This window comes from Vibrio sp. 1402, from assembly GCF_033340275.1.
On the sequence record NZ_JAWOWE010000001.1, the window covers coordinates 491,431 to 504,048 of the forward strand.

The window sequence follows — 12,618 nt, forward strand, 5'->3', positions numbered from 1 at the left end:
TGTACTCATAGAGATAAGTGGAGCACTACTTCTCTAATCTTCCCGTATACTGCTTGGGCGTTAATCCACGATGTTTCTTAAACATACGATTGAAGCTCGCCACATTGGTGTAACCAAGGCGCGTGGCAATGTCATCAATACTCACGCGCTTACTCAACAAACCAGCTGCAATATTACTCAATACATAGCCAGAAACCGTCGAAAAATTGAGCCCTAATTTATGCAAACGACGTTGAAACTGCTGTTCAGATAAATCAAGCAGAGAAGACACGCGCTCTAACGTTGGCAATCCATAATGGCTGCTGTAGTTCACCACTTCATAAATCACTTTCAACTCGTCTTCTGGATCGGGCATATTAAGCAAATCATCCAAGTCGGAAAAACTCATCGCTAGACGGCTGTCTTCTCGATGGCTCACTTGGCGGGAGGCTAGTCGGTCATCTCCTGGGATCCATATCTCTGTTTTTGGCTGACTCCATTCCACCTCGCAGCCGAAATATTCCCGGTATCGCTCAGTATTTTTTCTCGAGCCTGAAACCTTGACACGTAAAGGCTGATAATCTTTGCCAAGAAATTCGCGTAACACCTTAATCATAAATACCGCACAGCGGATACTATCGTGCACCTTTACTGACGTTTCTATAAACGGGTTGTGGTAAGTCCATTTGATGATTTTACCCGACTGTTCGCCAGCAAAAAACGCCCCTGATTGTAGGTTGCTCACACCATAATTCACTCGCCGAATGGTACTGGCTAAATCATTGCCGGAGAATAACCAGCGTCCCACTGGCCCTAGCTTTTGCAGTTCAATACCTCGGCTGAGACTCAACACCACATCCGGGTCACCACTAGCTTGTTCAACACAACGATACCATTCCGCAACGGCTTTTAGCGGGATCAGTGTCATTGGGTTACGAAACACCGATGCTGGGATCCCTAACTCATCCGAGTCCAAATTGTATTTAGATAACGCGAGGTTATGCATGTTTAGAATGCCCATCGCGCGAATAAACCGAACCGTTTTCATAACTAATTACATCAAATTTAATCCTATAGTGATTGAATCTGTCACAAAGAAAGCCGCAAATCAAATTCAGATCACAATACGCCAACAGTTTGATAGAGGAGTGTTTAATGAGTTTACTGAGTGTCCCATTTGTCGGTACAGGCGCAGATACGGCGTTACATGTTGTCGCTGCTGTCGTTTTAATCGCGAGTGTCGCGGGCGCGTGTTACGGCTTTTGGAAAATCCATGAATTACCTATCAATAAAGCACACAGCAAAGACCATCATCAGATAGGGCTCATCACTGCGCTGACCTGGATAGGGTTTGTCTGGCACTGGGTTTGGGTGCTAGCCGTGATCTTTGCATTTGTTGATATGGAAAAAGCCATCATCAATCTGCGTGATACATGGAAAAGTAAACCGCAAACAGAAACACAGCCAAAAGAGGAAGCATAATGTTAGAAGGTTTAGCGGTATGGGCACTCTTCATCTATCTGCTGCGTTTGGTTGGCATGCCTTGGAACAAAGCAACCAAATCGTTCGCTTATCTTGGCGGCTTGGGTTGGCTAATGTTCGTCTGGGTAGGTTTGATTAACTTCACCCCGATGGATTTATCCGGCGGTTCTGTCGTGCAGTCACCACACATCCAATTGCGTCCAGATTCAACCAATGTAAAAGGTAAAGTTGACCACATTTACATTGAGCCGAATCAGAAAGTTAAAGAAGGTCAGCTCATTTATGAACTTGACCCAACGCAATACAAAATCGCATTAAATCAAGCGAACGTATCCGCTGATTCTGCTCGCGTTGCATTAGCTACGGCAAAAGGCGACATCGAGATTGAAGAAGCTAACCACGAGGCGCTAGTGCAAGATCTAGAAACATCCAAGAGCCAGTTGGAAGCGGCGAAAGTTGACTACAAATTGCAGAAAAAAATGCTAGATCGTTATGTTGAGCAAAACCGAGTGGTGCACAACACCATCACGGAAAGCGATATCGACAAACAATCGAGTGCGGTTGATATGGCACGTCACAACGTGTTAACTCTTGAGTCTCAAATCAAGAAGAAACAAGTCGATATTTCCCGTGCAAAACTGGCGATTCATAAAGCGGAACTTGCAGTTGAAACTAAACAAGCCGAACTGCGCCAAGCTGAAGAGCAAATTGCAAAAGCGCAATGGGATTTGAATAGCACAAAAGTTCATGCCCCAACAGATGGCTTTGTCACCAACTTTATCCTGCGTGAAGGTCAGCGTGTATCGATGATGCCGCGTATCAACATGTACACTAACGAGAAGTACGTGCTGATGCGAGTCAACCACCAGGCGATTCGTAACATCAAACCGGGTCAGCCAGCGGAATTCTCTTCGTCCGTTTACCCAGGTAAGATCTTCTCAGCGACCGTCGAAGGCATTGTTGAAGCAACAGGTGAGTCACAAGGTAATCTACTGGGTTTCGATGATTCCGTACGTGTCACCACTGGAAAGAACTTACAGAACAAACACCACTTTGTTCGTCTTAAGATTGATGAGCCAGAAGGCTACGATATCCCAGTTGGCTCTGTTGGCCTGGCATGGGTCAGCGGTGAAAAACCGATAGGCTTCATGGCCTTCTTAGATGTGATTCGCGGGATCATCATCCGAATGAAGTCTCAACTGTACTTCTTCTACTCTATCTAAACTCGCAAACCGCCAGTTACGCTGGCGGTTTTCTTTTCATTTGTATCCAAACATATCCTTTTCCCGTATAACAATTAGTTAGTAAATAGCGGAGAAGATTCATGTCGGCAAAGGAAAGAAGCCTACCTACCCATCGCATCTCAAGATTCAGCAAGTTCGCTTCACTTGCTACCCGTGTCGCAGGCAATGTGATTACAGAAGGCACGAAGCAGATAGCCAAAGGCAACAAACCAAAAGCGAAAGACCTCTTGCTGACGCCACAGAACATCGCGCGTTTAACTGACCAACTTGCTCACCTACGTGGCGCTGCAATGAAGCTTGGTCAAATGCTGTCAATGGATGCTGGTGATGTTTTAGAACCTGAACTTGCCGATATTCTTTCCCGTCTTCGTTCCAACGCAGACCCAATGCCTGCAAAACAACTCAACGCAGTAATGGAAAGTTCGCTAGGAACGAATTGGAAAGCTGAGTTTCTGTCATTTAACTTCAAACCAATCGCCAGTGCATCAATAGGACAAGTGCACCAAGCTTACAGCGATGCGGGCGATAACCTAGCCGTCAAAGTGCAATATCCGGGCATACGGAAAAGTATCGATAGCGACGTCGATAATGTCGGTACACTGCTCAAGGTCGTTGGGTTGATTCCCGAGTCTGTCGACTACAAAGGATTGCTCGAAGAAGCGAAAAAGCAGCTACATGACGAGGCCGATTACGCACGAGAGGCACAATTTGCCATTCGTTATCATGACGCTTTGAAGGAGCACCCTCATTTTGTCGTACCGAAGATTCATACTGAAAGTTGCTCAGACTCCGTTCTCGCGATGGAATTCATTGATGGTAGCCCGATTGAGCAAATCGAACATTATGATCAGAGTACACGGGATTTTGTTATGCACAGCCTACTCGAGTTACTGTTTCGAGAGCTGTTCGAATTTAAGATGGTACAAACCGACCCAAACTTCGCCAACTACTTATATATCGAAAACACTCGTCAAATCGGCTTGCTAGATTTCGGGGCGACTCGCGAGTACAGCGAGCGGTTCAGCACTGGTTATCGCCAAGCTTTTGCATCTGTCGTGAATAATGACGAACAAGGCTTGAATGATGCGCTTGAACAAATAGGCTTCTTCAGCCAAACCATCCTTCCAGACCAACGCCAAGCGATTCTCGATTTAGTGAAAATGGCATGTGAACCGATGTTAGTTGATGAGCCTTATGACTTTAAAGCCAGCGGCTTAGCACAAAAGCTTCGCGAAGCTGGCACTATTTTGAGCATGGAACAAGAATACTGGCATACTCCACCAGCAGATGCCCTATTTTTACACAGAAAAATCGGCGGAATGTACTTGCTGGCAGCCCGTATCGGCGCAAAAGTGAACATTCGCCAATTGGTACAGCCATATCTCACCATCAACAGCGAATAGCCTATTGTTTTTCTGTTACTTTCAAGTACCTTGAGCAAGGTTAAGATGCATAGTTGTGCATCTCAATAACATGCCATACTTCCATAAAACGAATTAACTATCGGGGTACTCGGTGAGCAAGTTTCAAGATCTCTCCACTCTAATCCAGCAAATTGGCCAAGCCGAAGAAGCGGATCAAGTCGCAACGCTCAATGAATCTATTGAAGCGGGCCTCGAGCCCGGCGCGGTTGCCCTGATTCTAGAAGCCTTTCCAATCGACGACCGTGTTCGCTTATGGCGAGCTTTACCACTAGAGCTACATATCGACGTGTTAACGGAAATGCGTGCGGACGTACGTTTCTCTATCATCAATGCGTTATCTGAAGTCGAGCTAAAGCTCACTCTCGCTAAACTCGACAACTTGTCGCTCATCGAATGGGCCGATTCGTTGCCAGAGTCGATCATCAACGAAGCGCTCTCGTTGATAGAAAAAGATGAGTTGGAACTTTACGATCAAGCAAACGAGTATGCTGATGAAGAACTCGGCCACTGGGCTGAACGTAAGATCATCACCCTGCCCTTCAACATTACGATTGGGACAGCTAAGCAGTTAATGGAGCGCTATAGCTACGACACGCCTCAACAGGTGTATCTGATTAATCGTAATAAACAGTATCGTGGAACGGTCAACTACTTCGATATCTTGCGTGGTGACCCCGATACTCGCTTAAAAACACTCGTTATTGAGGCTGTGACGGTGCTAGACAGTAAAATGATGCTTCCTGAAGCGGTAGAGGCATTAGAACACAGCACACTGCCCGCTCTCCCTGTAACTGATGCAGACCAAACACTGATCGGTGAAGTCGATTGGCAGTTTGCATTGAGTACACAGCGTGAAATCTACGAAGCACGTTTGATGGCCGGTACAGGTATGGATGAAGGCGATGACTTGTTTGCGCCAGTATTAAAAAGCTCGCAAAAGCGCGGTGTTTGGTTAGGCATCAATTTGCTTACTGCGATTTTGGCGTCTGTCACTATCGGACTATTTGAAGATGTAATTGCGCAGGTGGTGGCTTTGGCGGTGCTCATGCCAATTGTTGCATCCATGGGGGGCATTGCTGGCAGCCAAACGCTCACTCTAATGATTCGTGCGATGGCGCTTAATCAGATCACCCCAGGTAACCGTTTCAAGCTATTGAAAAATGAGTTGGGTATTGGCTCTCTGAACGGCATTGCTTGGGCGTTAATCATCGGCGGGCTCGCCGGATTGTGGTTTCAATCTCCGGTTCTTGGGGGAACCATCGCGCTGGCCATTATCGTCAATATTATTACCGCAGCTTTATTTGGTGTGCTGATTCCCATTATTCTGGATAAGTTTAAATTGGACCCCGCTTTGGCTGGCTCGGTGATTCTAACAACAGTGACAGATGTAGTTGGTTTTTTCGCCTTTTTAGGAACGGCGAGTTTAGTCATACTTTAAAAGGTTCATTGTTTACTAATCAATCATTAGCATAATAGAGTCAAATTGCATAACGCAGTTGCAAATTGCAAACATACTCAAACTTTAAGCAACGCATGTCACAGAAACTACGTATTTTAGGGCATATTAAAGTTGGCACAGTAACTGCATTATATAAATCGACCCTTCTTAAGCCGAGGGTCACCTAGCCAACTGACGTTGTTAGTGAACTTGATTTTGTTCACATGTATATAAGCCAATCGCACTCTTTGCGGTTGGCTATTTTTTTATGTGGCTATTGCCCTCTTATCCTCTGACCGAGCTCGGTTGTACTTTTCTTACCCACAACAGATTGTTTACTGTTTATAAAATTCAAATATTCGCCCACTAAACCATTAGAAATGCCAGCTTCAACAAAAATAAATCACCTACATAAAATAAAACCAAGAAAACACACCCAAGAAAAGAACAAATAACGTCCAAACCAAAAATCTCATCATGAAATCGTTTTCTTTTCATAGAAATCGACTGAACAATCCAGAGTTATAGATAAATTTAATCCATAAAAACAAATGGCAATTCAAAACACTAATTTCACATAGAAAACCTGTCTATAAATCATAGAAAATACGTAAAAATAAACTTTTCACTTTTAGAATTTAAAAATCAAACCATTGTTATTAAATAAAAAAATATACACCAAAAACCAAGCAAACGTTTAAATTTCAATTTTATCATTGACTATTAAATTTACATCACGATAATACGCGCCGTTTGCCTGAAAATCAGGTGCTATAATTTAATACTTCAATGTGCGGAGGTAATAATGGCTGGAGACAATAACTACAGTCTTGGACCAGTTCCCAACACGGCCAGAAAAGGCGTGGCATCACTTACAATGGTGATGTTAGGACTCACTTTTTTCTCCGCAAGTATGTGGACTGGGGGTTCTCTCGGTACTGGGCTCTCCTTTAATGATTTTTTCCTCGCTGTTCTCATCGGTAACCTAATCCTCGGTATTTACACTTCTTTCCTCGGTTACATCGGCGCTTCTACTGGTCTCTCTACTCACCTTCTTGCTCGTTTCTCTTTTGGTTCTAAAGGCTCTTGGCTTCCTTCCGCTCTTCTTGGCGGTACTCAAGTTGGGTGGTTTGGAGTTGGTGTCGCGATGTTTGCGATTCCGGTGCATAAAGCAACGGGCATCGATACCAATACTTTGATCCTCGTCTCCGGTTTGCTCATGACCGCGACCGTTTACTTTGGAATCTCAGCACTGATGGTGCTGTCAGCAATCGCCGTTCCTGCCATTGCACTACTTGGCGGCTACTCTGTCATCGAGGCAGTAAATAGTGTTGGCGGTATAAGCGAACTACAACAGGTCCAACCAACCGAGTCACTCGATTTTTCAATAGCTCTCGCGATGGTTGTCGGCTCTTTTGTCAGTGCTGGTACATTAACGGCGGATTTCGTACGCTTTGGCAAAAAACCGCGCAGCGCCGTGATGATCACCATGGTGGCATTTTTCATCGGTAACTCGTTAATGTTTATCTTTGGCGCGGCAGGTGCGTCGGTGACGGGTCAATCAGACATCTCTGAAGTGATGATCGCGCAAGGTCTTCTTATTCCAGCTATCATCGTTCTTGGCTTGAACATCTGGACGACCAACGACAACGCGCTCTACGCATCGGGGCTTGGATTTTCCAACATCACAGGCTTACCAAGTAAATACATCTCAATGGCGAACGGTCTTGTTGGCACACTTTGCGCTATCTGGCTCTACAATAACTTTGTTGGCTGGCTGACCTTCTTATCGTTGGCAATTCCACCGATTGGCGGCGTGATCATCGCTGACTTCTTCACGAACCGTAAACGCTACGCAAACTTTGAAGCCGCCCAATTCCAAAACGTTAACTGGGCTGGCATTATCGCTGTCGTGATTGGCGTTGGTGCGGGACACTTCCTGCCTGGCGTAGTGCCGATTAACGCTGTACTTGGCGGCGCAATTAGCTTCCTGATTCTTAATCCTATTCTTAACAAAAAAGCACTGGCTACACAGCCAGCGTAAGGAACCATCATGACAACACTACTGATCAAAAACGTAACGCTAAAAGGACAAGAAGGTCTGCAGCAAATTTTGATTGAAGATGGTCAATTCAAGCGCATTGAAAGCAACGATGTGGAGCTTAGTCATAACGGTGACATCATCGATGCTGAAGGCGGTATGGCGGTTGCGCCTTTCTGCGAGCCACACATTCACTTAGATACAACTCAAACCGCAGGCGAGCCTAGCTGGAACATCTCTGGCACATTGTTTGAGGGTATTGAACGTTGGGCTGAGCGCAAAGAAATGCTGTCGATTGAAGACGTGAAAGCGCGCGCAAAACAAACCTTAAAATGGCAGATAGCAAACGGCGTACAACACGTTCGTACCCACGTCGATGTTTCAGACCCTACCCTAATTGCCCTAAAAGCGATGGTAGAAGTGCGTGAAGAGATGAAAGAGTGGGTAGATATCCAAATCGTCGCCTTCCCGCAGGAAGGAATTCTCTCTTACCCAAATGGCAAAGAGCTGCTAGAAGAAGCCGTCAAATTAGGTGCGGACGTGATTGGCGCGATTCCACACTTTGAATTCACACGCGAATATGGCATTGAATCGCTGCACTACGTGTTCGAATTAGCGCAAAAATACGACCGTCTGATCGACGTGCATTGTGATGAAATCGATGACGAACAATCTCGCTTCGTTGAAACACTGGCAGCATTAGCGCACAAGTTTGATATGGGGAATAAAGTCACGGCCAGTCACACCACAGCGATGGGTTCCTACAACGGTGCATACGCATCTCGCCTGTTCCGTTTATTACGCATGTCCGGTATCAACTTCGTGGCAAATCCATTGGTGAACATTCACTTACAAGGCCGTTTTGATGATTATCCAAAACGTCGCGGCGTAACACGAGTGAAAGAGATGCTGAATGCCAACATCAACGTCTGCTTTGGACACGATGATGTATTTGACCCTTGGTACCCACTAGGCACTGCAAACATGCTGCAAGTGCTGCATATGGGTCTGCACGTGTGTCAGGTGATGGGTTACGACCAAATCAACAACTCACTGGATCTGATCAGCAACAATTCAGCACGTACACTGAACATTCAAGACAAGCACGGCATTGAAGAAGGCAAACCAGGTAGTTTACTGATTCTTCCCGCAGAAAATGGTTTTGACGCAGTACGTCGCCAAGTGCCGGTTCGCTACTCTGTTCGTCACGGTAAAGTGATCGCAGAAACACAGCCTGCGACAACTCATATTCATCTTGAACAAGCAGAGCAAGTAACGTTCAAACGCTAAAAAGATCGGCGAAACTAAAAAGGCCTGACGACATCGTCAGGCCTTTTTTCTACTGGTAAACATCACTGCTCGCTCTGTCTATTCTTGTCTCATAAACCACTGAACACATTGAAAGGCCATATAAAACGGCTCAGTACCAAACGTTGCACAAGGTTCTGGTGGCTGAATCTCAATTACACCATCGCACTTGGAAATTATTCTAAGCGTTGGGCATACTTCTGACTTCATTTTAGTTGTAGATATGAACCATGACGTCATTAAACCAGATAGAACCGCAATTTTTGGAATTTATGCAGCAAGAGATGCAAGTAGATGCAGCTCATGATCTTAAACACGTAAAACGCGTGGTCAAAACAGCGAAACAGCTCTGCAAAGAAGAAAATGCAGACATCGCGATTGTATTACCGGCTGCCTATTTGCATGATTGCTTTACTTACCCGAAAGATCACCCAAATCGCAAAGAGAGCTCAATCATCGCAGCCAAAAAAGCGGTCGCATTTTTAGAGAGTATCGATTATCCGCAGCAATATCATGATGCCATTGCTCATGCGATAGAGGCACACAGCTTTAGCGCAAACATCAGGCCAAATACGTTAGAAGCCAAAATCGTCCAAGATGCCGACCGTCTGGACGCTTTAGGCGCAATTGGCGTGACGCGATGCATTCAAGTCAGCACTCAATTTAACGCGCAACTTTACAACGACAGCGATATATTTGCCGAAGAACGTGAACTTAACGATAAACAATTCACTCTGGATCACTTTCAGACCAAGTTATTCAAAATCGCCGAAACTATGAACACAGAGTCAGCAAGACGCGAAGCGCAAAAACGCAAAACCTTTATGCATACGTACCTAGAGCAGTTACACGACGAGGTAACAGCGTAAATGTCAGAAAGCTATACGTTAATTAAAGAGCTTAAACGCCAACTAAAGTTAGCTGGGCTGCATTATGCCGATGTTGCACAACACCTTGATTTAAGTGAAGGAAGCGTCAAACGTTTACTCGCTGAAGGTCAGCACATTAGCCTTGAGCGCTTAGAACGAATTTGCCAATTGATTGGTTTAGAAATGGCGGAACTATTTAAGCTCGCGGCTGCGCACAATAAAGGTCTGGAGTCGCTAACGTTAGAGCAAGAAAAGCAGCTGGTTGACGATAAAGCCCTGCTGCTCGTGGCGATCTGTGTTGTAAATGGCTATCAGTTTGAACAAATCGTTCAGCAATATACCTTCAATGAGTTGGAACTGGTGCAAAAGCTTGCTCATTTGGATCGGCTGAACATCATCGACTTGCAGCCAAATAACAAAATTCGTTTGCGTATATCTCCGACATTTAAGTGGCAGATGGGCGGCCCTATTCAACGGTTCTTCCAACAGCAAGTTCAAGACGCCTTTTTCCAAAGCTACTTTTCTGGTGAAGATGAAAAGTTCTCCATGGCAACAGGATTGATGAGTGTACCAACCAACAAGAAGCTACAACAGAAACTGCAAAAGGTCATCGATGAGTTTTATCAGGCTTGCCAAAATGATAGCTCTCTCGATATGGACGAAAAACACGGCACCTCTCTGATTATTGCGATGCGTCGTTGGACGTTCCCTCTGTTTGAACCATGGGAAAGAAAACCTACTCAGAAGTCTCGGAATTAGTAACTCAATAAACGAATGGAAATGAAAGTAACGAATTTCGTTACTTTTGGTGGCATACAACGTCACTTGAAAGAGAAAGCTGGTTTAATCGTTCATTGAGCATAAAGTGCTCCCATCTCATTCGACTTTGTTTAATCGGGGCCCGTATGTTTTTCTCAAAACGCTTTTTTCCTTACTTTGTGACGCAATGCCTTGGCGCACTCAATGACAACATCTACAAAAACGTTCTGTTATTGATGGTGACATACAGCCAAATTGATAACCTACCAATATCCGTCAATCTATTCGTTAATTTGGCGGCAGGCTTATTCATCCTACCTTTCTTTCTATTCTCAGCGCATGCTGGTGCCGTCGCTGACTGCATGGACAAAGCCAAGTTAATCCGACGTCTAAAGCTCATCGAACTAGCTATCATGTCTTGCGCAGCAACCGCTATTGCCACCCAAAGTGCCATGCTGATGCTGGTTCTGCTGTTTATGACAGGCACTCAATCGGCCTATTTTGGTCCCGTGAAATACGCCTTGCTACCACAAGCGCTCAAACCAAATGAGCTTGTTAAAGGAAATGCTTGGGTTGAAATGGGCACGTTCCTTTCGATTCTTATAGGTACGCTTTGTGCAGGCCTGCTGCTATCCGTTCCTAATGGTACCTTGATTGCTTCTTGTACCGTGATTGCCTTGTCTTTGCTTGGGTTCATGAGCAGCGTGAATATTCCAGCGATGCCTAGCCAATCGAATGACAAAGCGAAATTTGAACCGATTTCTGGTTTAAAGAACACGTTAAAAGTGGCAAAAAAACAGAGAGGCATCTGGATGTCTATTCTTGCCATCAGTTGGTTTTGGTTCATGGGTGCGACTTACCTAACTCAATTCCCTAACTTCGCACGCGAACATTTGTTCGCAGATAGCACTGTCGTTTCTTTACTGTTGGCATTGTTTTCCATTGGTATCGCTACAGGCTCTTGGTTGTGTGAAAAACTTTCTTTCAACCACGTTGAGCTTGGTATTTTGCCATTCGGTATCCTTGGTCTGACAGTCTTTGGCGTCGACTTGCTATGGGCAGTCCCAAGTTATCTATCACTTCCGGTGCACTTTTATGATGTGCAAAACTTCGTTGCTGAATCAAAACATCTACGCGTCATGATTGACCTGTTCCTTGTTGGTGTAAGCGGCGGTGTCTTTATTGTTCCTCTTTATGCGTTCATCCAATCGCGTTCAAACAAAGGGGAGTGTGCACGTGCCATTGCTGCTAACAACATCATGAATGCGTTGTTTATGGTGGTGTCTGCTTTGGTTTCGATCGTTGTACTCAGCGTACTAGAGCTTTCTATTGTGGAACTGTTTGCCATGATGGCAATAGGTAACTTTTTCGTGGCGATCTATGTATATCGCCAAGTACCGGAATTTACACAACGCTTTATCAGTTATTTACTCAGCCATTGTATGTATCGTGTGTCCGTAAAGGGGCGCCAACATATTCCTGAACAAGGTGCTGCGTTAATCGTGGCTAACCATGTTAGCTATGTCGATGCATTGATTTTGATGGGAACCTCTACTCGCCCGGTTCGTTTTGTGATGGACAAGTCCATCAGCGAGCTACCTGTTCTTAAATATGTATTCCGTCATGCCGGTGTTATCCCGATCTGTTCTCCACGTAAGTGTGCCGACACTTACCGACGAGCATTTGAACAGATTGAACAAGCACTTAACGACGGTGAGGTTGTCTGTATCTTCCCTGAGGGTCGTTTAACGTCTAACGGTCAATTGGGTGAGTTTCGCCCTGGTGTAGAAAAAATCCTTGAACGTAACCCTGTTCCTGTCATCCCTATGGCGTTAAAAGGGCTTTGGGGTTCTTTTTTCAGCCACAAAGGCGGACATGCTCTCACAAAACGACCGACTCGTTTTTGGTCAAAAGTGGATGTTGTTATCGGTGAAGTGTTAAGTCCTGCGTCTTTAAATCGTCATCAATTGCAACAACAAGTACAGGATTTACTGGGCTGAGTCGCTTGCTACAGCAGTCAAACTTTGCAGCAAAACGTAAATATGCACCACAAAGCACAAGTAGTTTCTTGTCA

Annotated in this window: 10 protein-coding genes; 9 read left to right on the top strand and 1 reads right to left on the bottom strand. The window is 45.1% G+C overall.

Annotated elements, in window-relative coordinates; genetic code table 11:
• Positions 1–25: 25 nt before the first annotated feature.
• Positions 26–1,027, bottom strand: a complete 1,002-nt coding sequence (locus R7044_RS02035; protein WP_053304538.1) for an AraC family transcriptional regulator — start codon at positions 1,025–1,027, stop codon at positions 26–28.
• A gap of 107 nt (positions 1,028–1,134) precedes the next feature.
• Between R7044_RS02035 and R7044_RS02040 the strand changes: the two genes are divergently transcribed.
• The 9 genes from R7044_RS02040 to R7044_RS02080 all read left to right on the top strand — a co-directional run bounded on the left by R7044_RS02040 (position 1,135) and on the right by R7044_RS02080 (position 12,544).
• Positions 1,135–1,461: an MFS transporter gene (locus tag R7044_RS02040; protein WP_017635162.1), complete on the top strand. Its 327-nt coding sequence runs from the start codon at positions 1,135–1,137 to the stop codon at positions 1,459–1,461.
• Positions 1,461–2,684, top strand: coding sequence for an HlyD family secretion protein (locus R7044_RS02045; RefSeq protein WP_005373637.1), 1,224 nt, complete (start codon positions 1,461–1,463; stop codon positions 2,682–2,684). The genes R7044_RS02040 and R7044_RS02045 overlap by 1 nt, the downstream gene beginning before the upstream one ends.
• A 101-nt stretch (positions 2,685–2,785) precedes the next feature.
• Positions 2,786–4,108, top strand: coding sequence for an ABC1 kinase family protein (locus tag R7044_RS02050; protein WP_225455317.1), 1,323 nt, complete (start codon positions 2,786–2,788; stop codon positions 4,106–4,108).
• A 112-nt stretch (positions 4,109–4,220) separates the two neighbouring features.
• Positions 4,221–5,567 (top strand): magnesium transporter, encoded by a 1,347-nt coding sequence (locus R7044_RS02055; RefSeq protein ID WP_225455318.1) that lies wholly within the window; start codon positions 4,221–4,223, stop codon positions 5,565–5,567.
• An 805-nt stretch (positions 5,568–6,372) separates the two neighbouring features.
• Positions 6,373–7,611, top strand: coding sequence for a cytosine permease (gene codB, locus R7044_RS02060; RefSeq protein WP_053349281.1), 1,239 nt, complete (start codon positions 6,373–6,375; stop codon positions 7,609–7,611).
• A 9-nt stretch (positions 7,612–7,620) separates the two neighbouring features.
• Positions 7,621–8,898, top strand: a complete 1,278-nt coding sequence (locus R7044_RS02065) for a cytosine deaminase (RefSeq protein WP_053349282.1) — start codon at positions 7,621–7,623, stop codon at positions 8,896–8,898.
• Between the two features lie 248 nt (positions 8,899–9,146).
• The gene (locus R7044_RS02070; protein WP_053349283.1) at positions 9,147–9,785 is read left to right on the top strand and encodes an HD domain-containing protein; all 639 of its coding nucleotides are present in this window, start codon (positions 9,147–9,149) and stop codon (positions 9,783–9,785) included.
• Positions 9,786–10,544, top strand: coding sequence for a helix-turn-helix domain-containing protein (locus tag R7044_RS02075; RefSeq protein WP_053349284.1), 759 nt, complete (start codon positions 9,786–9,788; stop codon positions 10,542–10,544). It abuts the gene before it with no gap.
• A 146-nt stretch (positions 10,545–10,690) separates the two neighbouring features.
• Complete coding sequence (locus R7044_RS02080) at positions 10,691–12,544, top strand: MFS transporter (protein ID WP_064376221.1); 1,854 nt, start codon at positions 10,691–10,693, stop codon at positions 12,542–12,544.
• Positions 12,545–12,618: the final 74 nt, after the last annotated feature.